Raw genomic sequence first — 23,478 nt, forward strand, 5'->3', positions numbered from 1 at the left:
GGTGGGTTTCCTGGACCGGTTCCGGAAGCGGGCGGACGACTCGGGCGGCTCGGGCGTCGTGCCCCGCGTCGAGGTGTCCCCCGACGCCTCGGCGGTGTCGGGGGCCGCGAGCGGCGGCGCCCCTACGGGCGGACGGCCGGTGGTGGCTGCCTCCTGGCCCGGGCTGCCACCGATCCGGCGGGCCATGGCCCCGAGGCCGGCCGGGGTCGCCGACGCCCGGTTCAGCGGTCGGCTGCCGACGTGGCAGAACCCGATGTTCATGGGCACGGCGTCCCCGTCGGTACTGGACGGGCGGTCGAGCGCGATGCTCGGCGGCACGTCCTCCCTCCCGGCGTCCGCACGACCGGTGTCGGGCCTCGAACATCCCGCGGGCGCCCTGCCGTTGGCCGCTCCTCCCGGGCAGCAGACGGTGCAGCGGGCTCCGGCGGTACCTCTGCGGCTGATCCCGCCGCGGGTGCCGGGTGAGCCGGACGGGGGGCCGGGTGCGGTGGGGTCCGGTGCCGTGGGGTCGGGTGCCGTGGGGTCGGGTGCCGTGGGGTCGGGTGCCGTGGGGTCGGTGCGGGCCGTGAGTAGCCCCGTGAGTTCCGGGAGTACGGGCGGGGGCGCGGACGGCTCCATGACCGTCACGCCGACGCGGGCTGCGACGACGGCTGCCGGGGCGGACGTCCCGGTGGTGTCGCCGCGGCCGCCGGACGTCCCGGTGGTGTTGCCGCGGCCACCGGACGTCCCGGCGGTGAAGACGCCGCTCCCCGTCCCCGGTCTCCGGGTGACGCCCGTACCGGCCGGCTCGGCGTCCCAGCAGAGGTCCCTGACCCGGGCGCGGACCGAGGCGGCGGCGGTTCAGCGGCGAGCGCTGCCGGTCGCGCGGCGGCTCCCTGCGCCCGCGGGTGACGCGGCGTCCGGGGTGAAGACGACGGCGGACGCCGGCGGTTCGCCCGCGTCGGCGGCTCACGACGGCCAGGACGCGGCAGCCCACCGGGCCGAGGCCGTGCCCGGTGTCCACCGGTCGGTCGCCTCGGCCGACGGCGTCACGGCGGCGAGCGGTACGGCGGCCGGCGGCCTCCCCGTTCAGCGATCACTGACCGGAAGCGCCGCTGCACCCATCGATCGCCAACGGCCCGGGTCCGGGCCTGCCCAGGAGGGCACGGCCGCCGGCACCGTGCCGGCCGCCGCACCGCCTCGGGGCGGCACGCCGAGTGCCTCCGCGGCCCCGCACCCGACGGCCCCCGGCCCCGGCGGAACGCCGCCCGCCGTCCAGCGACAGCCTGCCGCCGGCTCCGGCCGCCCACGGCCCGCGTCCCCCGACCCCGCCCGTGTGTCGGGCGGCCTCGGGCGTCCCACGGCTGTCCCCGCCACGCCGGCGTCGTCCGCGGGACCGGCCGGACCGCCTTCACCCGATGCCCCTCCCCCGCCGACTGCCACCCCGCAGCCGCCGTCGGTAACCGTCGTACAGCGGGCGGCGGCGACGCCCACGCCGACCGTCCCGGTGCGGGCCGGGGACACGCACAGCACCGACTCCCCGGTACCGACCAGGAACACGCCCCCCGTCCAGCGGACGCCGCCGCCCCCCGGCGAGGCGCCCGCACCTGCACCGCGGCCGGCGGACGACCCGGGTGCCCTCGGTTCCCCGCACCCGGCGGACCACTCCACCCCCCCGACCACCGAGCCGGTTCAACGCGCCGCCGACTCCACGCCTCCGAGGACCGCGCGGACCGGCGACTCCGTGCGCCCTGACACAGCGTCCGACACCGACCTGGCACGCACGCCCGTCGCACGCGCAGCCGAGTCCGCGCCCCTGTCCGCCCCACGCGGGACGGGCACCGCACGTCCCACCCTCGCTCGCGCCGCCGACCCGGCGGACCCGATCACCGCGCCGGACACCGCCTCCGCACGCCCGGCCGCTCCACGTGCCGCCGACCTCGCGCGTCCGCCGGCGACACCGGGGCCCGACGCCGCGCGCCCGGCCACCTCCGGGACCGCCGCCCCCGCGCACCCGGCCGCCCCGCCTGCCGGCGGCTCGACCAGCGCGGCACCGCCCGTCCAGCGAAGCGTCTCCCGCCGCGCGCCCCGTCCGGGCCTCGGCGCCCCGATCTCCCCGCAGCCGTCCGCCCCCGCGGCCCCGCCCGCCGGCCCGAGCCACCGGACCCAGCCGAGCACGCCCCTCGAACCGACCCCTGCGGCTCACCCCAGCGTGCCGGTCCAGCGCACCACCACCCCACCGAACCCACCGGCCCAACCCACCGGCACCCCCACCCCACCCAGCCCCGTAGCCCACCCAAGCCCACTTGCCCAGGCCGATCTGCCCGCCCAGCGGACCAAACCGGCCCACTCCAGCACGCCGTTCCCGCCGGCCCCACCGGCCCACTCCAGCGCAGGAGTCGAGCCCAACACGCACGCCCGGCCTGGCACCCCCAAAAACCCCTCCCCCTTCACCGGTTCACCCGGGCCCCCGGTCCCGAAGCTGTCCGCCACCGCCACCGCCACCGCCGGCGGCACGCCCCGGCCCAGCGTGCAGCGCGCCCCGTCCACCACGGGTACGGCTCCCACCTCACGCCGCTCCGCCCTCGGCGCGCCCATGACCACCGCACCCGCCGGCGCCGCGCCCCTCGTCGGCCGCCCCGCTCCGGCTCCGCAGCAGCACGCCCCGGCCGTTTCCCCGACGCCCCTGATCGGCTCCCGTACGGCGCCCCCGTCCGCTGCACCGCAGCAACCGTCGATCACCAGCACAGCCACCGTCCAGCGCACGGCGACCCAGGCTGAGCCCACCCCCGGACCAACCACCGCCCAGCCCACGGCAACACCCGCTCCCCCCACCCCCGGCTCAACCACCGTCCAACGCGCGGCAACACCCACTCCCCCCACACCGCCGGCCCCCCACGGCGACCGTTCCCCCCTGCCGGTCGTCCCCCTCGCCCCGCCCCCCGGCTCCGCCACGCCCTCGGGCCCGGCGGAACCTCTCCCAGTGCTCCAGCGCCTCGGCCGGAGGACCAGGAAGCCGGTCGGGAACTCGGCCACGGGCGCTCTCGCGGCCGCCGCGGCGGCCACCGTCGCCACCAGCCTGACCCAGCCGGCCATCACCCACCGCGCCGGCGCCCCGCCACCGCCGTACACACCCGACGGCGACTCCCCACCCCCCTCCGCACCTCGGCCCGGCGAACCGCCCCCGCCGGAGTACGAGGCCATCCCCGCGGGCGCCTTCGACCCGCGGGAGCTGACCGACTTCCAACTCGACGAACTCGTGCACCGGATCATCGGCCGCATCACCCGTCTGATCCGCACCGAACTCCGCCTGGACCGCGAACGGATCGGCAAGCTCCGCGACCCCCGCCGCTGACCAGCCCCCCAACCGACCAGGAACGACAGAAAGGCCCACCCGCGATGTCCCGCCAGGACCCGGGCTCCACCATCTGGTTCACCCTCAGCATCGACGGCGAGAGCCTCGGCTACTTCAACGGATGCGAGGGGCTGTCGTCCCAGGTGGAGGTCGAGCACCGCCAGGAGGGCGGCAACAACGGCTTCGTCTGGGTGCTGCCGACCCGCGTCACCTTCTCCACCATCCGGCTGACCCGCCCGATCACCCCGGACACGGCGAAGGTCGCGAAGTGGATCTCGTCCGTGCAGACGGGTATCAAGCGGCCCACCGCACAGATCGCGGCACTGCGCGCGGACGGCTCGGAGGTGGCCCGCTGGGGGCTGATCGACGTACTGCCGGTGAACTGGACCGGGCCCGCCCTCGACCCGGCCAACCCGTCGGTGGCGACCGAGGTCCTGGAGATCGCCCATCACGGATTCACGGACTGAGGGGACGGGAGAACCATGGCCAAGGGCAGTAAGGGCGGCGCCGGCAAGAGCCTCGTACGCGCCACGCTCGCCATCCACGAGCCCCCCGTCGGCGGCAGCACGACCCCCGGCGGGATCATCAAGACGTTCGGCTTCGACTTCAACCCGGCGCAGCTGTCGCTGACCCGGCACGCCGAGTGGAAGACCACCCCCGCGCAGATCGAACGGGACGGCTCCCTGCCGGAGTTCATGGGGTCCCGGCCCCGGGAGATGAACGTGGAGGTCTTCCTCGACTCCTCCGACGAGCCGTCCAGCAACACCGTGCTGAAGAAGGTCGAGTCGCTGCTCGACTGCTGCGAGGTGACCACCAAGAGCATCGCCGCCAAGCAGCCCTCGCCGCCCTGGGTGGTGCTCCAGTGGGGGTCCTTCTCCACGGCCCGGTTCACGGCCTACGTCAGTTCCGTGGAGGCCACGTACACGCTCTTCGGGACGACCGGCGTGCCCATCCGCGCCACCTGCCGCCTCCAGTTGCACGAGATACCGAGCAAGACCAAGGGGCAGAACCCGACCTCGGGCGCGCTCACCGCGCAGCGTGTGCACCGGGCCGTGGCGGGCGACTCACTGCAGTCGCTGGCCTGGCGGGAGTACGGCAACGCGGCCGCCTGGCGGGCCATCGCCGAGGCCAACGGCATCGACGATCCCGCGCACCTGCCGACCGGCGTCGAACTCGTGCTCCCCGCCGCCGAGGAGGTGCGTGCCTGATGGTGCGGTCCGCGTTCTCGAACGTCATCGATGTGAAGATCGGCGGTGCCAAGCTGCCCTCCGAGTTCGCCCGTGCCCTCGTCGACAGTTACGTCGACCAGGGCGCCGGCGTGCCGGCCGCGTTCCGGCTGACCTTCCGCGACCCGTACCGGCTGATCCTGGGCAAGCTGGGCGTCACCTTCGGCACCCGGGTGGTCCTGGCGCCGGTGGCCGACGGGCAGGGGGCATCCGATCCGCTGCTGACGGGCGAGGTCACCGCCCTGGAGGCCGACTACGACGGCACCGGCACCTTCACCGTCATCCGCGGCTACGACTTCGGGCACCGCCTGCTGCGCCAGCGCCGGGTGGCCGCCTACCGCAACCAGAGCGCCTCCGACATCGCCCGCAAGCTGGCCGCCCAGGACGGGGTGCCGATCGGGCGGATCCAGTCGACGAAGACGGTGTACGAGTTCATCAGCCAGTCCAACGTCACCGACTGGGACTTCCTCGCGCGGCTCGCCGACGAGAACGAGATGGTGATGTCGGTCGACGCGGACGGGAAGTTCCAGTTCGTGAAGCCCAAGTCGGCCTCCGGAGCGCCCTCGCCGAGCACCGACGGCGACAAGAGCCCGTTCGTCCTCCAGGCCGGGCACGACATCCTGCGGCTGCGGGCCGCCGTGACCGCCGCCGACCAGGTCGGCAAGGTGGAGTCGCGGGGGTGGGACGTGACGACGAAGAAGAAGCTCACCGCCACCTCGCCCGCCACCGCCAACCCGGGCATCACCATCGCCACCACTCCGGGCGCGGCGGCCGGGAAGTTCAAGGCGGCCAAGCTGGTCGACACGGGCACGCCGTACGACAAGCAGAACGAGGTGAAGTTCGCCGCCGACGCCCTCGCCGACGACGTGACCTCCTCCTTCGCCGAGCTGGAGGTCATCGCGCGCGGAAACCCCAAACTGCGTCCGGGAGTTCCGGTGGCGCTCGCCGACGTGGGCAAGCCGTTCGAGGGCAAGTACACCGTCACCTCCGTACGGCACGTCTTCGGCGACGGCAAGCACTACGAGGCGTGGGTGACGGTCAGCGGACGGCAGTGGCGCTCGCTGTACGGGCTGTCCTCGGGAGGCTCCGACACCGCGCCCCGGCTGCCCAGCGTGGCCAACGCCCTGGTCACCGACGTGAACGACCCGCTCAAGCAGGGGCGGGTCCGCCTGCAGTTCCCGTGGCTGGACGACACCTACGTCAGCGACTGGACGCGGACCGTGCAGATGGGCGGTCTCGGCGGCGGCGGGGTGTTCCCGATGGACGTCAACGACGAGGTGCTGGTCGCGTTCGACCGGGGTGCCCTCGACCATCCGTTCGTGATCGGCGGGCTCTACAACGGCAAGGACAAGCCGACCGTCGTCAGTGACGTGCCGCTGCACGACACCGTGCGCAAGAAGGCGAGCCGGCACACCGTCTCCGACCGGGACGGCAACCGTATGGACCTGCTCAGCCAGAAGACCGGCGGCCGCAAGCAGGGCGTCCGGCTGGTGTCCGGCGACAAGCGGCTGACCATCAGCCTGGACCGGACGAAGACCGAGATCGTCGTGGACAGCAGGGGCTCGGTCACGATCAAGGGCAGCCGGTCGGTGTCGGTCGAGGCCGGTACCGACCTCACGCTGAGCGCCCGGCGCAGGCTGACCATCAAGAGCGGCGGCCCGCTCAGCATCGAGGGCGCCGGCCTGGTCAACGTGAAGGCGGCGGGCGAGATCGGGGTGAACGCGGGGGGCGCCCTGAACATGAGCGCCCTGGGCGCCGCGAACCTCACGGGCGGCGCCACCGTGCAGATCACGGCGGCCGTCAACACGACGATCAAGGCGCCGACCACCCTGGTGGGGTCCCCCGTGTTCGGGGTCACCACCATCCCCGTACCGATGGTGATTCCGTGACCGTTTCCGTGGAAGGCGGGGTGTGGTTCTGATGGCCGAGCAGTTCGTCGGGTCCGGCTGGTCGTTTCCGCTGCGCATCGGGCCGACCGGCGGGATCGCCCTGGTCAGCGGGGAGCGGGAGATCGAGGAGGCGATCCGGCTGGTGCTGTCGACGGCGCCGGGCGAGCGGCCGATGCGGCCCGACTTCGGCTGCGCGATCCACGACCTGGTGTTCGCGCCGGTCAACGAGCAGACCGCGGGCCGCATCCAGCACGAGGTGTACGTCAGCCTGGACCGCTGGGAGCCGCGCATCGAGGTCGACGACGTCGAGGTCACGGCCGGCTCCGACCAGAGCGTGCTCTACATCGACGTCCGCTACTCGATCCGCGGCACCAACAACCCGCGCAGCCTGGTCTTCCCGTTCTACGTCATTCCGTCCCACGACGAGCCGGACGGCACCTCCCCGGCTCCGGAAAGCGACCGCTGATGGCCCTGCCCTCCCCCAACCTCGACGACCGCCGCTTCCAGCAGTTCGTCGACGACGCCAAGCGCTACATCCAGCAGCGCGCCCCGGAGTGGACCGACCACAACGTCTCCGACCCCGGCGTCACCCTGATCGAGACGGTCGCCCACATGGCCGACCAGATCGTCTACCGGCTCAACCGGGTGCCGGAGAAGAACCATCTGGCCTTCCTGGATCTGGTGGGGATCACCCTGTTCCCGCCGTCCGCCGCCCGCACGGACGTGACGTTCTGGCTGTCGGCGCCGCAGGAGGAGCCGGTGGCGGTGCCGGTCGGCACCGAGGTCGCCACCCTGCGCACCGAGAGCGAGGAGGCGGTCGTCTTCGCCACCGAGCGCGAACTGACCGTCGTCTCCTGCGCGTTGCGTCACCTGCTGGTCCAGCACCAGGGCGAGCCGGCGGTGGACCGGACGCACGACCTCGCCGAGGAGGACAAGGACCTGCTGTGCTTCTCGGAGTCCCCCGGGCCCGGCGACTGCATGCTGCTCGGACTGACCGCCGCCGTACCGCACTGCGCGCTCGCCCTGGACCTGGACAGCCGGGTGGACGGCGTCGGCGTGGACCCGCGCCAGCCGCCGCTGGTGTGGGAGGCGTGGACGGCGGACGGCTGGCAGCCCTGCGAGGTCGACCGGGACGGCACCGGTGGCCTCAACCGCCCGGGTGAGGTGGTCCTGCACGTTCCCGGCGGGCACGTGCTCTCCCGCAACGCCGGCCAGGAGGCGGGCTGGATCCGCTGCCGGGTCACCGAACCCCTCCCCGGCCAGCCCTTCTACACCACCTCCCCCACCGTCCGGGCCGCCGAGGCCTTCACGATCGGCGGCACCACCCCCGCCGTCCACGCGGAGACGGTGTACGACGAGGCGCTCGGCGAGTCCACCGGGCTGCCGGGGCAGCGGCTGCGGCTCGCGCACGCGCCCGTGGTCGGCGACGACCCGCCGGTGCTGCTGCAGACCGCAGAGCACGACGGGTGGGTGGACTGGCAGGTCGTGCCGCACTTCGCGGCATCGGGACCGTACGACCGGCACATCACCCTCGACGCCACGACCGGCGAGATCGCCTTCGGCCCGGCCGTACGCGAACCCGACGGCTCCCTGCGCCAGTACGGGGCGGTCGCCCCCAAGGGGGCCCCGATCCGTGCCCGCCGCTACCGCACCGGCGGCGGCCGCGCGGGCAACGTGGCCCGGGGCGCCGTACAGATCCTGCGCACCTCCATCCCGTACGTCTCCGAGGTCGTCAACCGGGAGGCGGCGCGCGGCGGGGTCGAGGGGGAGACGGTGGAGGAGGCGAAGGTCCGGGCGCCGGTCACCCTGCGCGCCCAGGAGCGGGCGGTGACCCTGCGCGACTACGAGGAGCTGGCCCGGCGTGCCGCCCCGGAGACCGCGCGCATCACCTGCCTGGAGGGCGAGGAGGGCGAGCACGGGGCGTACGCGGTACGGGTGTTGGTGGTACCCCAGGCGGTCCCCGACCCGGGCGGCCGGCTGCGCTTCGAGCAACTGGTCCCGGGTGACGCCCTGTTGGACCGCATCACCCGGCATCTGGACGAACGGCGCCTCATCGGGACACGGCTGGCGGTGGGGCCGCCGTACTACCAGGGCGTGACGGTGGTCGCCACGGTGCACGCCTTCCGGGGTACCGACACCGGCCGGGTGCGGCGGCAGGCGCACGACGCCCTCTACCGCCACCTCGACCCGCTGACCGGCGGCACGGACGGCACCGGCTGGCCCTTCGGCCGGCCCGTGCAGGCCGGTGAGGTGTTCGCGGTGCTGCAGCGCGTACCGGGGGTGGAACTCGTCGACCACGTGGTCCTGCACCCCGCCGACCCGCTGACCGGCAAGCGCGGCGAGCCGACCGACCGCATCGACCTGTCGCCGCCCTCGCTGGTGTTCTCGTTCGACCATCGTGTCCGGGTGATCGGGGACGGCTCCTGATGAGAGGTTCCATCGACGGTCTCGGCTCCTCCGCGCCGATCGGCATGATGCTGCCCGCGGTGTTCGCCGACGACGATCTGGCCCAGCGCTTCGTCGCCGGTCTCGACGAGGTGATCGCGCCGATCCTGAGCGTGCTGGACTGCCTCGACACCTACTTCCGGCCGTCCCTCGCCCCGCTCGACTTCGCCCAGTGGCTGGGCGGCTGGGTCGGCGCGGAGACCGACGGCAGCGAACCCGAGCCGCTGCTGCGGACCGCCGTGGCCGCCGCCGCGTATCTGCACCGCATCCGCGGCACCCGGCGCGGGCTGGCCGAAGCGGTGCGGCTGGCGTTCGGCGTGGAACCGGAGATCAGCGAGAGCGGCGGCGCCGACTGGAGCGCCCGCCCGCTCGGCCCGGTCCCCGGCGAGACGCGCCCCCGGCTGCACGTCCACCTGCGGCTGCCCGACCCGACCCCCGCCGACCGGCACCGCCTGGACACCCTGGTGGCCGCCGCCCGTCCCGCCCACATGCCGTACACGGTCCAGGTGACCGCCGCTCAGCCCGCCCGCCCCGCCGAAAGGACCCCGGAGAGATGACGACCACCCAGAGCTGCGCCGAATGCGGCACCCGCGCGGAACCGGGCCAGTCGTTCTGCGACGCCTGCGGGGCGGTGCTCGGCTGGACGGACCGGGCAGGGGCCCGGACGGCGGCCGGGGCCCCGGCGGCATCGGCGGGCGGATCCGGGGAGCGTTCCGGCGAGGGACCGGCGGGCGACCCGGGCAACGCCGTGGCGACCCGGCCCGGCGGAGCCGCCGGCGGCGGAGACGCCGACTCGGCCGACTCGTCCGGCGGCCCGTCCTCCCGCCCCGCGGCCACCGCCGTCTCCAGCACATCCGGCACCCCGGCCGACGCGGGCCCCGGCGGGGACGCGTTCGCCCGCCGGGACGGCGGCGCGGGCCCGGCGCGCACCTCGCGGGACCTGCTGGATCCGGCCACGACGACCGGGGGTTCCGAGGCGGCCACCGCCGCCTCCGGCGACGCCCCGGAACGGGCTCCGGCCGCGCCCGCCGACGCGGACGACCGCGGCGAGAGCGCCGTCGGCGCCACCGCTTCGCCCGATGCCCCGGACACGGTTCCCTCGCCCGCCGTCACCCGTCCCACCCTCTCCGTCCCCGTGGACGAGACCGCCCCCACCGAACCCGTCCCCACCGCGGGCCCGGCGCCGGCCCCCGGCGACCCGGACGGCCTGACCGACCGCGCCCGCCAACTCCTCGTACCCGTCTCCGACCCCGGTCCCCGCCCGGCCGCATCCCCCTCCGTCGCCCCCGTACTGCCCGGCCGCCCGGCGCCCCAGCGCCCGCAGGTCGTCCGGGCCCCGGGTGAGGAACTCGGGGCGGACGGCGGGGTCCCCTGCCCCTGGTGTGCCACGCGGAACCGGCCCGACCGGCACTACTGCGCCCGGTGCGCGATGCCCATGGCCGGGGAGGGTCACACCCCCGCGCGCCTGCCGTGGTGGCGCCGGCTGTGGGGATCCGGCAACCGCGAGACCCCGTGGGCCGGCGACCGCCCCCGCCTGCGCCGCGCCTTCGACCGCGTCCTGGCCTGGCTGGGCGCGGCGATCGTACTGACCCTGCTGATCGTGCTGGCCGTCAACATCCCCAAGGGCGCCCAGGCGACCCGCGACCACTTCTCCAAGCGCGCCCCGGTCGCCCCGGACAGGATCACCGCGTCCCGCTCCTACCCCGGCCACAAGCCCCCGTTGGCCTTCGACAAGCTCAACAACACCTGGTGGGGTCCAGGGGTGTCCCAGACCGGCCAGGGCCAGTGGATCGAGGCCCGCTTCGACCAGCCCACCCGGCTCCTCGACCTGATCATCACTCCGGGGGTGTCGACCCACGCCGACCAGCTCTCCCAGTCGGCCCTCCCGCACCGCGTCGAGGCCCGCGTCACCAGGGCCGACGGCAAGACCGAGACCCGTGAACTCACCCTCGACCAGGGCGCGGGCGGCCAGCGCCGCGCCTTCCGGGTCGGCGAGGTCACCGCGGTCCGCTTCACGATCGAGTCCGCCTACCAGACGTCCGCGAGCAAGCAGGTGGCCATCGCGGAGATCGAGTTCTTCGGGCCGTCCCACGCGAACTGACCTGTGATCGCGAACTCCAAAGGCTGACGGTGATCCCGAGAGTGGACCGGCGCACTGGCTTTCCTCGGTATCATCACACCCCTGCGACGCCACCGGGGGAGGAATCTTGATCGAACTGGCCGAAGTGGTAAGGGAGTTGAGGTCACAACTCAACCTCGCACTGACCGAGCCGGGCCGCGGACCCCTGCGCTTCGAGCTCGGCTCGGTGGAGATCGAGGCGACCGTGGCGGTCGACCGCACGGAGGGCGTCGGCGGCAAGGTGAAATTCTGGGTCATCGAGGGAAACGGTGACGCGTCCGTCTCCTCCTCGCGGACGCATCGCGTCACGCTCACCTTCCAGCCCACCCTGGTGGCACCCGACGGCACCCACCACCACGTTCTGGTCTCGGACGACGAGGTACACGGAGAGCGTTGAGGATTCCGCCTTGTTCGCGTCGCTGACGCAGCGGGAAGGCTAGTCGTACGCTGTCTGGACCGACGCGGACGAACTCGATGACGGCCCGGGGGAGGTCACGAGGTGGAGGGGCGCAGCGCCGCACGCGTTCGCAACGAACTCATGGCCGAGATGGCCGGTGTGCTCGCGGCGACGGAGACAGTACGGCGCCACACCGGCGCGGAGATGCTGGTGCAAGACCTGTACTCGGAACTGCGGCTGTCCGTGGATCCGCCCCAGGACCAACCGCTCGGCCTGTGGACGCGACGGCTGGTCAAGACGTGCGCGGAGGCCGACGAGGGGCTCCAGACCCTGGCACGCTGTCTGGGCTACGCGGAACAGGGATCGGTGAGTGTGCTCGCACTCTGGCGTCTGGTGGACGAGTGGGAGGCCGCCGCCTTCTTCAAGGGCACAGATCTGCATCTCCTTCGGCCCACCCTGCGGGAGATCCGCTCCACCTCACTCCTCACCACCCTCGCCCGCCGCGCCAGTCACTCCCGCACCCAGGAACTGGAGGAATGGTGCGACACGGGCTGGGCGGTCTTCCTGCACCTGGCCGGGAACAACACGGCCGCCGACGAACTGCCCCCGTCCATGGCGTTCCTCTCTCTCGTCTCCGAGTACCTGGTGAAGGAAGGCCGCGCCGAGGAGGCGGAGGAGCTGCGCCGCTGGAACCGGAAGCAGGCCCAGCTCCGGGGGCTGGCCGAGGAGATGGCCGTCTGGCAGCAGGGGGAGTTCGTCTCTCCCGGCGAGGCGTCGTTACACCCGGCGTACCTGCTCATCCAGTTCGAACCGGACGGTGTGGACCCGGACAGCTTCTGGGTGGCCCACTGGCGGCAGTCCGACTCCGACGGCTGGCATCCGATACCCGGTGAGACGCTCAAGCTGCACCGGGACGAACTCCCGGCTGCCGTGGACCGCCTCATCGAACAGGCCGAGGAACGCTGGTGGGATCTGCGTCAGCCAGTCGTGATCGAGTTCATCCTTCCTTGGGCACTGCTGGGAGAGCCGGTGGAGTGGTGGCACAAGGAGACCGACGCGGCCGTACCCACTCCTCTGGTCATGGACTACACCGTTGTCATCCGAAGTTTCGAACGCCTGCGCAAGACGGCCTGGCACCGGCCCTGGAACAACCGCTGGCGGCAGCTCAAGGACAGACCCGCGGAGAGCCGCTCGCACTGGAGCCTGCCGAACCAGTCCGCCTTCCACCTCGAACGGGAGCTCAAGGACGACCAGCAGATCGTCTGCCTCGTGCTGAGCACCCCGCCCGGCGCCGATTCGCCCGCCGCCCGCCAGGAGTTCGTCGCGGCCCTGCGTGCCGGGATCCCGGCCATCCTCTGGGACCGGGGCGGCACCGGCACCGCGTTCCGGGAGGCGGCCGCGGACATCGTCCAGGAACGCGGCCTGGCCGGGGTTCTGGAGCGGACCCGGCGATGGCGCAATCAGGCGCTGGCGCTGGGACCGGACGACTGGCACAGACACGTGGGCCGTCATCTGGCCCTCCTCCTGGACGATCCGGAGCGCATGCCCGGCCCCTCGGCAGCGGGCAGCGATCCCGGCAGTGACAGATGAGAGTTGACCGCGGACGGGGGACAGAAGGGAGGGCACTCTGAGATGTCAAGTGCGTCGACCGGAGAGCACTGCCGCCTGCCCGGACTGTGGGTAGGCTGGCCCTCGTACGGGGTTGTCGCAACGGGAACCGGGAGCCTCGTGTCCCCGTTTCCGCCACCACAGCGATGCCGTGAGAGTGACCATGGCCAGTGACAACGCTCGGCGCGACCGGTCAGGATCCGGAGCTGACCCGACGCGCCCGTGGAGTGACTGGCGTTTCCAGGGTGGGGCGGCACCCAGGGAAGCCGTCCTCGTCGTCGACTCCCACGTGACCATGCGCGTGTGGGACGAGGCGATCGACGGCCTCACCCGGGCCCTGGCCGGGAGTTTCACCGCGGTGCAGGTCGTGGCTCTGCTCGGCACGGACGAGACGGCCCCGGCCTCCGTTCGCACCGAGCCTCCCCTGGACCCGCCGCCGGGCGGAACACGCCGGGTGATCCTCGTGGTCACGGACGGCCTGGCGGCCGGCTGGCACCTCGGAGCGGTCCAGCCCCTCTTATGGCGCTGGGCGCAGTCCCAGCCCGTCGCCGTGATCGACCCGCTGCCGCCCCACCTCTGGTTCCGTACCGGCCTCGACGTACTGCACGTGCAGGTCAGGGCACTGGACCCGTGGGCCTGCAACGCCGACTGGGACTGGCACGAACAAGAGGTCGCACTGCGCGGCGTGCAAGGGGAGCCGGCACAACCGGTCAGCGGTACGGACGGCGAGGACCGTCCGGTCGCGGTACCCGTCCTCTCCCTCACGCACCACGGCTCGCGTGCCCTGTCCGACCTGCTGGCCGGGGCACAGCCGGACCCGCTGGACCTGCCTGCGACGCCGGCCAACGCATGGAAGGGACGGCCGGACGCGGCCCGGAACTTTCCGTGGGCGGCCGAGTTCTCCGACTCTCAGGGACCGCTGTCCGCCGCCGACCGTGTTTTCGATTTCCGTGCAGCGGCCTCCCCGACGGCGTTCCGGCTGGGCACCCGCCTGGCTGCGGCACCGCTCAGTCTGCCGATCGTCCGCAGGTTGATCCGGTCGACTCCCGGCGCCGGGCCGGTGCACGCCTCCGAGTTCTTCATGAGCGGACTGGTCCGGCCGACCGGTGTCCACCGCGATGCCCCGGGGGCCGTGGTCTACGACTTCCTCCCCGACGCCCGCGAGCAACTCCTCGCACTGGGCCGCCGCAGCGCCACCATCCGTACGTTGCGCGACGTCCGCGAGGTACTGGCCTCGGACCCGTCGAGCGCCTCCCTCCTGCCGCCTCCCGCGGAACCTTTGGGCAAGGGGTCACAGCCGCGGGTGACCCAGAAGACCGCACCGTTCCTCCGAATCGAGCTGACTGCGCTGGACGCTTTGTCCGGATCACACCTTCAGCGCGCCCGATTGTTGCGACATGCGCTGAAATGGCACGATCAGCGGTATGCAGTCTCGCTTGCCAAGGTCCCGCCTGCCGGAGCCGCCATAGCCCCGTCCACCGCTTCAGGATCCACCGAAGGAGCCCCGCCGATGTCGACCACGCCCCAGCGCACTGTGGAGGGAGAGCGCACCGTACAGCCACGCGTCTGGGGGAACCTGCCGCCACGCAACCAGAACTTCACGGGGCGCAGCGAGCTCCTCGACCTGCTCGGGCAGCGGCTGCGGGAGGGCACGACGACGGTTCTGCCCGAGGCGATCCACGGCATGGGCGGCGTCGGCAAGACGCAACTGGCCATCGAGTACGCCTACCGGCACCAGTCGGAGTACGACATCGTGTGGTGGATCCCCTCGGAACGGCCGGGTCAGATCGGCCAGTCGCTGGTGGAACTGGCCAAGCGGCTGGGGCTGGTGACCACGTCCGAGGCCAACATCGCCGGCCCGGCGGTCCGCGAGGCGCTGCGCGAGGGACGCCCGTACTCCAGGTGGCTGCTGATCTTCGACAACGCGGACAGCCCCGAACAGGTACGCCCGTACTTCCCGACCGGCGGCACGGGCACCATTCTGGTCACGTCCCGGAACCGCCGCTGGGGGCTCGTGGGCGGCTCGCTCGAAGTGGACGTGTTCACCCGCGAGGAGAGCAAGGAACTGCTGCGCGGCTCAGGACCCGAGCTCGCGGACGACGAGGCCGAGGCACTCGCCGAGGCATTGGGTGACCTGCCGCTGGCCCTGGTGCAGGCGGCCGCCTGGCGGGCGGAGACCGGTATGCCCGCCTCCGAGTACCTGCGGCTCTTCGAGAGCAAGCAGAACGAACTCCTCGAGACGGCTCCGCCGCCGGACTACCAGCTGCCGGTGGCCGCCGCGTGGAACGTCTCGCTCGACCACCTGGAGACGCGCAGTCCGAGCGCCCTGCGGCTGTTGCAGCTGTGCTCGTACTTCGCCCCCGACCCGATCTCCAGGCAAATCCTCTCCGGCCCGGGATACAACACCGGTTTTCCCGAGCTGGATGCGGCTCTGAACGACCCGATGAAGCTCGCGCGCGCGATACGGGAGATCAACCGCTACTCACTCGCCCGAATCGACCATCGCACGAACTCCATTGAGATGCACCGGTTGGTCCAGCACGTGCTGATCAACCGAATGAGCCCAGAGGAGCAGAACCGCATGCGCGAAGGCGCCCACGCCCTGATGGCGTCCGCCGATCCGCGGACACCCACCAACCCGGAGAGCTGGCCTCGCTACGCGGAGCTGTACACGCACGTCATCGCCTCTGATGCCATCACCTCCGACCAGCCCTGGGTGCGTCAGCTGGTGATGAACATCGCCAAGTACCTGTACTACTGGGGAGATCACGAAGTCTGCCTGGACTTCTCGGAGACAGCCTGGAACACCTGGGTGGACGTCTTCGGCGAGGAGGACGTGAAGACGCTCCTCATGGGCCAGTGGCTGGTTTTCGTCTACTTGATGGTCGGCCGGTACAGCGACGCCTCCGCCCTGGTGGAGCGTGTCAGGGTCGCCTTCGAGCGCGTCTCCTCACCCGAAAGCGAGGAGGCTCTGGACACGATCCAGATGGAGGCCGCCGTACGCCGCGCCCAAGGCCGCTTCCCCGACGGGGCCGAACTGGACAGGGTCGTCTACGAGCGGGCACGCCGGGCCTTCGGCGACGACGACCCGGCCAGCCTGAACATGGCGCACAACCTGGGCGTCAGCCTCCGTCTCACCGGTGCCTTCCGGGAAGCCCTGGAACTCGACCGGCAGACCTGGCATCTGAAACTGCGCCTGTTCGGACGCGATGACCAGCGCAGTCTCATCACGGAGAACTCGATCGCCATCGACGTGCGCGAGTCCGGGGACTACGTCGGTGCGCTCCGGCTCCAGGAAGCCGCCCTGGAGGCTTTCCGGGACGTCTTCGGGAACGACAATCCCGCCACCATCAGCACCGGACGCGAACTGGGCATCGCGTGCCGGAAGGCCGGCCTGCACCCCCGCGCGCTGGAACTGGCCATCCAGTCCCACGAAGCCTTCACCCGGCGTTACGGGGACACCCACCCCCAGTCCCTGGCCACCGCCCTGCCCCTCGCCATCGCCCTCCGCCAGAACGGCGACCTGGACGCGGCACGGGCGCGCGGGGCCCAGGCCTGCGCCGGTTATCGCAAGGTCTTCCACGCACAGCACCCCTACGCCCTGTCCGCCGACGTCGGTCTCGCGGTGTCCGAACGGCTGCTCGGCAAGCCGGAGGAGGCCCGCCGTCTGGACGACGCGGCGCTCGTCGCGCTGTCCGAATGCCTCGGAGCCGACCACCCCTTCACCCTGGTGGCCGCCGTGAACCTGGCCAGCGACCTGGCGGCGCTCGGGGAGCACGAGGCCGCGAAGGACAAGGGGCGCGACACGCTGACCCGCTGCCGGGAGACCTTCGGCCCCGACCACCCGACCACCCTGGCCTGCGCCGGGAACCTGTCGTTGGATCTGATGTCCGTGGGGCTGGAGAGCGAGGCCGCGGCGCTGCGGCTCGACACCGAGGAGCGCATGCGCCGCGTACTGGACACCCAGCGTGGCGGTGAGGAGGAGGCCACGCCCCACCCGGCGACAGCGGCCTTCCTGAACGGCACACGCCTGAACTGCGACATCGACCCCATGCCGTTGTGAAAGCCGGCGCCAGGACGCCGAAGGGCTGCCCGCCGGTGTGCGGGCAGCCCCTCAGCCGGACGGCCCCGGCCGGTTCGTGGCGACACCCAGCCATGCGGCCAGGGCCAGCGGATCGGGCCGCTGTCCGTGCTCCTCGTGCAGAGTCTCCCGTATGGCGCGGGCCCACTCCGGTGACCGAATCAGAAACCGGCACGCCGCCCGGTGTTCGGGACTGTCGGCCAGGGCCCGGCCCAGCGCTGCCCACGAGCCCACCGCGGGGTCCCCGTACAGCAGCTGCTCCGCTAACTCCCCTCGGGCGGCGGACCGCTCCCCACGGGCCAGGAGGACGTCGACCGGACCGGCTCCGCGCACCCGGTCGCCGGTGGCGGCGGGATCCCGCCAGGAGCCGTCCGGGTCGGTGAGGCGATGTCTGGCCAGGACCGCCGCCGTGTCAAGAAAGCGGGCATCGCTGTCCGGCACCAACGACGACGCGGCGTGAGCCAAGGGGGGACACGCTTCTCCCCGTCGCCACGCACGCACCGCCTCGTCCACCAGGTCCGGCGACGGCCGCAGATGGTGCTCGCGCCACCGGGCACGGTGACTGGCCGCCGCTTCACGGGCCAGCCGCAACTCCGCGTCGGGGACATCGTCGCCGAGCCATCCGGCACAGCTCTGCAGCAGCGATTCCAGGAGCAGGCGCCCCAAGGGCGTCAGCCGTTCATGGCCCCGGACCCGGTGGAGCGTCGACCACACGGCCTCCCTCCACAGGGCGAACTCGAAGTGCGCCAACGGCGCGTGCGCCGCGTTGGCGGCACGACGGTTGGCGCGCCAGAACCGGGCCACTCCCAAGAAGGCATAAATCCCCTGTAAAACGCCCTCCAATGGCCGTGGGTCGTCCCGCCACGGCGCGTGAAACAACTCCGGGCGCTCGTGTGTCTTCTCGGCCCGTCGCACCAGCGGCGACAAGTGCGTCAGCGCGCCGAGTTTGACGTGCTGGAATTCATGCACCAGGGTCGCGGCCAGCTCGGAACCCTCGTCGGGCAGAGAGGCGTTGATCCCTCCGAAGGCCTCCGCGGAGGAACTGCTGTACGGCCGAAACCTTTCTCCTCCGGGCAGGGGAGTAATGGACATCAGGCCTCGCCGCATGGCGTCCGTATGGGCCGGTGCGTCACGCAGCAATATGTTCCATGCCTCGGCAAGTGAGGACTGCCAGGATCGCGCCTCGGACTCCGAGAGGACTCGTGGGGCGGTGGGTCCGGAGAAGGTGCGATAGGGGTCGTGTTCCTCGAGGGCCACGGACCCGGCGGCGGCGCCCTGTCCCAGCGTCATCCGGCGCGTGGGCCGCCAGCCCGGTACCTGCCGCTCCCAGTCGGGTCCTACGACGACCTCGCCGCCGCCACAGGTGATCCGCACGCTCCACTGGTCTCCGGCGACGCGGGCAGTCGTCCAGTCCTTCTGTGCCGGAAGAGCCGCGAATCCCAGTCCAGGAAGGGACACTGTCCCTTCGCACGCCGGGACCCTCAGGATGAACTCGATGCGCGCCGCGGCGGCCGCGGCGGCGGCCAGAGAGGCCAAGTGCCCCAGCGTCGCCCAGAGCGGGACGTCGCTGTGGAGCGTGCCCCGCAGGCGCCGGAGAGCGGCGGACACCCATGTTCCGGTCCCCGGGGCCAACAGGACTTGTTCGACCACTCCGGGCGCCTTGGCCTGCGCACGCTCGAGCGACTCCCAGGCGTCGTGGAGGGAGACCGGGAAGTCCCCGGAGCCGGAGGCGACACGGATGCTCCGGTCATAGAGGGCCCGCAGAAGCAGCAGCCGGCGACTGCGCTCAGCGCCGAGCAACTGGACGATGACAGCACTGTCGCCGTCCCCCCGGAGGAGCCGGTGGAGGCCGGCGGCCGAAATACTGTGAAAAGCGGATCGATCATCAGGTGTGCTGCTCACCGAGCGCACCGGCATTCTCCCCGCACCACGGTTGCTGCCCTACTTCTCAGTGCTTCCGCCCCCGCCCCCTGGATTGACGCCGGCCACCGTGAGGGCATGGGGATCGTCGACATCCTCCAGCAACCGCTCGAGCGACTCGGACAAGGCGGGGCCGTCCAGAGAACGCAGCGCCTGAAGTGACACTCCTGAGAGGTCAATGAGTCCCGACTCAAAGGCCGGCGTCGCCCGCTCCACGGCTGCCAAGTCCCCTCCCCCTGCATGCTTGTCCGCGCCGTCGTTCCTCTCTAATGATGGCCCAGGCGGAGGTGGCCCGAAACCCTGCGTACCGGCCAGTTGCCGTCAAGTCAGCGGTGCCGCATCGCCAGTTCAGCTGCCACGTGGTCGACTCTGCGCAGTTCCTCCGAGTCCTCCTCCCACTCCCGCAGCGCTTCCATGAACCTGTCGAGGGCGCCGGGGTAGCGCAGGCAGGTGCGCAGCACTCCGTACACGTCGTAGCGCAGCCGGTCGTCGCGGGGCCGATGGGCGGCCACCCGGGGGTCGACGCTTTCCAGGACCGTGTCGAGGCCGTTCGGCCGGCGCAGCGCCGGCAGGGCCGTCAGCGCGTCCACCAGGTCCTTCAGATCGCTCATCGTCAGGGTGTGCGGCAGCGATGCGAGGGACGGGGAGGGCGGTGACGGCACTGCCGCGCCGTCAGGGGAGCGGACCGGTCCTGGCCGTTCCGGAAGGCCCGCGCAGGCCTGGAGCAGTTCGAGCTCTGCAGGGAGCAGCACCTCGTACCAGCGCTGCACCCGTACCGCCGCGAGCCGTCCCAGGCCGTCGGAGCGGTGGTGGGCGGTGATCAGGCCGATAACCGCGCCGTCGGACCAGAGAGCGGCGCCGGACATGCCCTCCCACGGCGAGCGCTCCGCTTCGACCACATCGGCCGGAGGCGGGACGGCCACCTCCAAGGTTCCCTCCCGCCGGTTGGAGAGGACGGACACCGTGCCGTCGACGTGGCAGGAGTCGCGGTACCGGACGTGTATGCCCCCCGCAACAGGACCCGATCCGAGGTCCTCGCGCAGTTTGAAGCGGGGAAAGCCGACAGCGGTGACGGGCAGAGTGACGTCCGCCTCCGGGAGAACCGCGTAACGGGGCGTGTGATGGACCGGCGGGGCCTCGCAGGGGCGGTCGGCCACCTCCAGCAGGGCAAGGTCGGCGCGGCCGGAGCGGAGGACCACGTGGGCGGCGGTGGCCCACTCGCTGGGACGGTCGGCTTCGAAGCGGACCACAAGTGTGGTCAAGGGCGGCTCGACCAGGTGGGCGGCGGTGAGCACGTACCGGTCGCCGACGCGGTAACCGGAACCCCGCCGGCCCGGCACGCCACCGGGGCGCCCCACGATCACCTCTGCGACTCGGGCGATCTCCAACCCCCGCACCCCGCCGTGCCGTTCACTCACACGGGGGATCTACCCCATGACGCGGCCGCGTAAATGCCGCGCCGGGTTTCGGGTGACCACCGGTCTGTCTGAGCCAAGGGAACCGGCCCCGGCCCCTACAGCCCCACGATCCCGTTCCACCGCTTCGCGAACTCCACCCGCTCCGTGGACGTGATGTCCCGCGCGATCGCGAGCCGCTTGCGCATGCGTGCGTCGGGAAAGATCAGGGGGTTGTCGGCCAGGGCGGCCGTGTCCTTGTCCTTGGAGGCGGCCAGGACCTCCCTGGCCGCGGGGACCGGGCAGACGTAGTTGACCCAGGCGGCGAGTTCGGCGGCGACCTCGGGGTCGTAGTAGTGGTCGACGAGCCGTTCGGCGTTGGCCTTGTGGCGGGCCCGGTCGGGATCATCAGGGAGTCCGACCAGAGTTCGGCGCCCTCCTCGGGGACGACGAAGCGGATGTCGGGGTTGTCCGCCTGGAGCTGGATGACGTCGCCGGAGTAGGCCTGGCAGGCCAGGACGTCGCCGCTGGCCAGGTCCTTGGTGTAGTCGTTGCCGGCGAAGCGGCGTATCCGGCCCCGGTGGACCTCCTTCTCCACCTGGTCGCAGACGGTGTGGAAGTCGTCCGCCGTCCACCGGGTGACGTCCACGCCGTTGCCCTGCATCAGCAGCGCGAACGCCTCGTCCAGTCCGGAGAGGAGGGTCACCCGGCCCTTGAGGTCGCCGGCCCACAGGTCCTTCACGTGCCGGATCTCGCGGCCCAGCCTGCGGTGGTTGTACGCGATGCCGGTGATGCCCGACTGCCACGGCACCGTGAACCTGCGGCCGGGGTCGAAGGCGGGCGAGCGCAGCAGCGGGTCGAGGTGCTTCGTCACGTTCGGCCGCCGGGCGCGGTCCATCTCCTGGACCCAGCCCAGGCGCACGAACCGCACGCACATCCAGTCACTGACGACGATCAGGTCACGGTCGGTGGACTGATGGTTCATCAGCACGGGGCTGATCTTGCCGAAGAACTCGTCGTTGTCGTTGATCTCCTCGACATAGTCGACGGAGATGCCCGTGCGCTTCTCGAACGCCCGCAGCGTGGGCCGCCTGTTGGGGTCGTCGTCGGTGTCGATGTACAGCGGCCAGGTCGCCAAGGTCAGCCGCCTGTCGGTGGCGGACAGGTCGTCGGCCGCGCGGTCGCCCGGCTCGACGTACGCGGCGGGCACACCGCAGCCCGCGAGGGCGCCGAGCACGGCGGTGCCGCCGAGGGCGCGCACCAGGGAGCGGCGGTCAACTCGGGTATCCGGTAAGGAGTTCGGGGCACTCCGGCAGCATGCCGTCCCCGCCTGCGCACGGACAATCGACGGTGCGTCGACCGGGCCCGGTACGACCCGACGCTCTGTCGATCGGCGGGCGCGTCCGCGGGGAACACCGCGGCCCCGGACGGGCTGTCCTCCGTCCGGGGCCGCGAGCTCGTGCGTCAGCCGTCCAGCGACGTCATCACGTGCTTGATCCGCGTGTAGTCGTCGAAGCCGTACGCCGACAGGTCCTTGCCGTAGCCGGACTTCTTGAAGCCGCCGTGGGGCATCTCGGCGACCAGCGGGATGTGGGTGTTGATCCACACGCAGCCGAAGTCGAGCTTCTTGGACATGCGCATGGCGCGGCCGTGGTCCTTGGTCCACACCGAGGAGGCGAGGGCGTACTCGACGCCGTTGGCCCACTCCACGGCCTGTTCCTCGTCGGAGAAGGACTGGACGGTGATGACCGGGCCGAAGACCTCCTTCTGGACGATCTCGTCGTCCTGCTTCAGGCCGGAGACGACGGTCGGGGCGTAGAAGTAGCCCTTGTCGCCGACCTGGTGGCCGCCGGCCTCGACCTTGGCGTGGGCGGGCAGGCGCTCGATGAAGCCGCTCACCTGCTTCAGCTGGTTCGGGTTGTTCAGGGGGCCGTACAGGACGTCCTCGTCGTCCGGCCGGCCCGTCTTCGTCTCCGCCGCCGTCTTGGCCAGCGCGGCCACGAACTCGTCGTGGATCGACTCGTGGACCAGGACGCGGGTGGCGGCCGTACAGTCCTGGCCCGCGTTGAAGAAGCCCGCGACCGAGATGTCCTCGACGGCCTTGGCGATGTCGGTGTCCTCGAAGACGACGACCGGCGCCTTGCCGCCCAGCTCCAGGTGGACCCGCTTGAGGTCCTTGGCGGCGGACTCGGCGACCGACATGCCCGCGCGCACCGAGCCGGTGATGGAGGCCATCGCCGGGACCGGGTGCTCGACCATCAGGCGGCCGGTCTCGCGGTCGCCGCAGATGACGTTGAAGACGCCCTTGGGCAGGATCGAGCCGAGGATGTCGGCGATCAGGACGGTGGACGCGGGGGTCGTGTCCGACGGCTTCAGGACGACCGTGTTGCCCGCCGCGATCGCGGGGGCGAACTTCCACACCGCCATCATCATCGGGTAGTTCCAGGGGGCCACCTGGGCACAGACGCCGACCGGCTCACGGCGGATGATCGAGGTCATCCCCTCCATGTACTCACCCGCCGACCGGCCCTCCAGCATCCGCGCCGCGCCCGCGAAGAAGCGGATCTGGTCGATCATCGGCGGGATCTCCTCGGAGCGGGTCAGCCCGACCGGCTTGCCCGTGTTCTCCACCTCGGCCGCGATGAGCTCCTCGGCGCGCTCCTCGAACGCGTCCGCGATCTTCAGAAGGGCCTTCTGGCGCTCGGCCGGGGTCGTGTCCCGCCAGCCCGGGAAGGCCGCGGCGGCCGCGGCCATGGCGGCGTCCACGTCCGCCTGCCCGGACAGCGGCGCGGTCGCGTACGCCTCGCCCGTCGCGGGGTTGACCACCTGGGTGGTCCGTCCGTCGGCGGCGTCCCGGAACTCACCGTCGATGTAGTTGCGCAGACGACGCAGCTCGGTGCTCACTGCCGGCCCTCCAAGTTCGGGTGTCCATTCACTGAGACACCCACACTAATCCGAGAGCCGACGTTTTCAACACCCCCGATCGCGCCTTCGGTGCGGAATCCGCAGGCTTCGGCGATGTAAACAACGAATTTCATCGATCTGGCCTTGCGGAACTGTCGAGA

General features: G+C 72.1%; 14 protein-coding genes and 1 pseudogene. 11 read left to right on the forward strand and 4 right to left on the reverse strand.

Annotated elements, in window-relative coordinates; genetic code table 11:
* Position 1: 1 nt before the first annotated feature.
* The 11 genes from ACIBBH_RS13915 to fxsT all read left to right on the forward strand — a co-directional run bounded on the left by ACIBBH_RS13915 (position 2) and on the right by fxsT (position 17,081).
* Positions 2-3,334, forward strand: a complete 3,333-nt coding sequence (locus ACIBBH_RS13915) for a hypothetical protein (RefSeq protein WP_399404473.1) — start codon at positions 2-4, stop codon at positions 3,332-3,334.
* A 44-nt stretch (positions 3,335-3,378) separates the two neighbouring features.
* Positions 3,379-3,801: a phage tail protein gene (locus ACIBBH_RS13920; RefSeq protein WP_399404474.1), complete on the forward strand. Its 423-nt coding sequence runs from the start codon at positions 3,379-3,381 to the stop codon at positions 3,799-3,801.
* A 15-nt stretch (positions 3,802-3,816) separates the two neighbouring features.
* Positions 3,817-4,542, forward strand: a complete 726-nt coding sequence (locus ACIBBH_RS13925) for a tail protein X (RefSeq protein WP_399404475.1) — start codon at positions 3,817-3,819, stop codon at positions 4,540-4,542.
* Entirely contained in the window at positions 4,542-6,449 is a 1,908-nt protein-coding gene (locus ACIBBH_RS13930; RefSeq protein WP_399404476.1) for a VgrG-related protein, read from the forward strand. Before ACIBBH_RS13925 ends, ACIBBH_RS13930 begins: the two co-directional genes overlap by 1 nt.
* Positions 6,450-6,480: 31 nt before the next feature.
* Entirely contained in the window at positions 6,481-6,915 is a 435-nt protein-coding gene (locus ACIBBH_RS13935) for a GPW/gp25 family protein (RefSeq protein WP_399404477.1), read from the forward strand.
* Positions 6,915-8,876, forward strand: coding sequence for a putative baseplate assembly protein (locus tag ACIBBH_RS13940; RefSeq protein WP_399404478.1), 1,962 nt, complete (start codon positions 6,915-6,917; stop codon positions 8,874-8,876). The genes ACIBBH_RS13935 and ACIBBH_RS13940 overlap by 1 nt, the downstream gene beginning before the upstream one ends.
* A complete protein-coding gene (locus ACIBBH_RS13945) occupies positions 8,876-9,451 on the forward strand; it encodes a phage tail protein (RefSeq protein ID WP_399404479.1) in 576 nt (191 codons plus the stop codon). The genes ACIBBH_RS13940 and ACIBBH_RS13945 overlap by 1 nt, the downstream gene beginning before the upstream one ends.
* Complete coding sequence (locus ACIBBH_RS13950; RefSeq protein ID WP_399404480.1) at positions 9,448-10,995, forward strand: NADase-type glycan-binding domain-containing protein; 1,548 nt, start codon at positions 9,448-9,450, stop codon at positions 10,993-10,995. Before ACIBBH_RS13945 ends, ACIBBH_RS13950 begins: the two co-directional genes overlap by 4 nt.
* Positions 10,996-11,101: 106 nt before the next feature.
* On the forward strand, positions 11,102-11,410 hold the full coding sequence (locus ACIBBH_RS13955; protein WP_399404481.1) for a trypco2 family protein: 309 nt from the start codon (positions 11,102-11,104) through the stop codon (positions 11,408-11,410).
* 102 nt (positions 11,411-11,512) lie between these two features.
* Complete coding sequence (locus ACIBBH_RS13960; RefSeq protein WP_399404482.1) at positions 11,513-13,000, forward strand: hypothetical protein; 1,488 nt, start codon at positions 11,513-11,515, stop codon at positions 12,998-13,000.
* A gap of 181 nt (positions 13,001-13,181) precedes the next feature.
* Complete coding sequence (gene fxsT, locus ACIBBH_RS13965) at positions 13,182-17,081, forward strand: FxSxx-COOH system tetratricopeptide repeat protein (protein WP_399404483.1); 3,900 nt, start codon at positions 13,182-13,184, stop codon at positions 17,079-17,081.
* Between the two features lie 51 nt (positions 17,082-17,132).
* Here the strand turns inward: fxsT and ACIBBH_RS13970 are convergent, their stop codons facing one another.
* The 4 genes and pseudogenes from ACIBBH_RS13970 to ACIBBH_RS13985 all read right to left on the reverse strand — a co-directional run bounded on the left by ACIBBH_RS13970 (position 17,133) and on the right by ACIBBH_RS13985 (position 23,317).
* A complete protein-coding gene (locus ACIBBH_RS13970; protein WP_399404484.1) occupies positions 17,133-18,899 on the reverse strand; it encodes an aKG-HExxH-type peptide beta-hydroxylase in 1,767 nt (588 codons plus the stop codon).
* A gap of 446 nt (positions 18,900-19,345) precedes the next feature.
* A complete protein-coding gene (locus ACIBBH_RS13975) occupies positions 19,346-20,437 on the reverse strand; it encodes a trypsin-like peptidase domain-containing protein (protein WP_399404485.1) in 1,092 nt (363 codons plus the stop codon).
* A 95-nt stretch (positions 20,438-20,532) separates the two neighbouring features.
* A pseudogene (locus tag ACIBBH_RS13980) lies at positions 20,533-21,721 on the reverse strand (spermidine/putrescine ABC transporter substrate-binding protein).
* A gap of 156 nt (positions 21,722-21,877) precedes the next feature.
* Positions 21,878-23,317 carry a gamma-aminobutyraldehyde dehydrogenase gene (locus ACIBBH_RS13985; protein ID WP_399404486.1) on the reverse strand — a complete coding sequence of 480 codons (1,440 nt, stop codon included), beginning with the start codon at positions 23,315-23,317 and terminating at the stop codon, positions 21,878-21,880.
* Positions 23,318-23,478 lie beyond the last annotated feature (161 nt).

It is taken from the genome of Streptomyces sp. NPDC051636 (genome assembly GCF_044453765.1).
Taxonomy (GTDB): Bacteria; Actinomycetota; Actinomycetes; order Streptomycetales; family Streptomycetaceae; genus Streptomyces.

Excerpts from the sequence above, each read along its gene's own strand:
- ACIBBH_RS13920 (WP_399404474.1), top strand. The coding sequence starts at position 3,379 with ATGTCCCGCCAGGACCCGGGCTCCACCATCTGGTTCACCCTCAGCATC.
- ACIBBH_RS13925 (WP_399404475.1), top strand. The coding sequence starts at position 3,817 with ATGGCCAAGGGCAGTAAGGGCGGCGCCGGCAAGAGCCTCGTACGCGCC.
- ACIBBH_RS13930 (WP_399404476.1), top strand. The coding sequence starts at position 4,542 with ATGGTGCGGTCCGCGTTCTCGAACGTCATCGATGTGAAGATCGGCGGT.
- ACIBBH_RS13935 (WP_399404477.1), top strand. The coding sequence starts at position 6,481 with ATGGCCGAGCAGTTCGTCGGGTCCGGCTGGTCGTTTCCGCTGCGCATC.
- ACIBBH_RS13940 (WP_399404478.1), top strand. The coding sequence starts at position 6,915 with ATGGCCCTGCCCTCCCCCAACCTCGACGACCGCCGCTTCCAGCAGTTC.
- ACIBBH_RS13945 (WP_399404479.1), top strand. The coding sequence starts at position 8,876 with ATGAGAGGTTCCATCGACGGTCTCGGCTCCTCCGCGCCGATCGGCATG.
- ACIBBH_RS13950 (WP_399404480.1), top strand. The coding sequence starts at position 9,448 with ATGACGACCACCCAGAGCTGCGCCGAATGCGGCACCCGCGCGGAACCG.
- fxsT (WP_399404483.1), top strand. The coding sequence starts at position 13,182 with ATGGCCAGTGACAACGCTCGGCGCGACCGGTCAGGATCCGGAGCTGAC.